This is a genomic window from Microvirga antarctica (genome assembly GCF_017921815.1).
Classification (GTDB): Bacteria; Pseudomonadota; Alphaproteobacteria; order Rhizobiales; family Beijerinckiaceae; genus Microvirga; species Microvirga antarctica.
The window spans coordinates 1-360 of record NZ_JAGEMM010000025.1 but is presented as its reverse complement, the minus strand read 5'-3'; the positions used below and the strand labels follow the sequence as shown (position 1 = coordinate 360).

1 protein-coding gene is annotated in these 360 nt (G+C 56.7%); it reads right to left on the bottom strand.

What is annotated here, in order from left to right; genetic code table 11:
• Positions 1-360, bottom strand: a 360-nt coding sequence (gene rsmI, locus J4G32_RS20715; RefSeq protein ID WP_210497522.1) for a 16S rRNA (cytidine(1402)-2'-O)-methyltransferase, incomplete at both ends; no start/stop codon positions are given.

Genomic DNA, 360 nt, shown 5'->3' with positions numbered 1-360 from the left:
GGCCAGCGGCGCTCAGGGCGGTAATCGCCGCACATGGCCCCGGTAGCGGCACCACGCGAATCCCCGCTTCACGGCAGGTACGCACCAGGTGGTAGCCCGGATCGTTAATCAGCGGCGTACCGGCGTCGGAAACCAGCGCAATGTTCTGCCCTTCTTTTAGCTTCGCGACCAGCGTTTCCGCTTTTTGTTGTTCGTTATGGTCGTGCAGCGCGAACAATCGGGCATTAATCCCAAAATGTTGCAGCAATAAACCGGTGTGACGAGTATCCTCGGCGGCAATCAGATCTACAGCCTGTAACACCTCCAACGCACGCTGGGTGATATCCGCCAGATTACCGATAGGAGTAGGTACAATAAAGA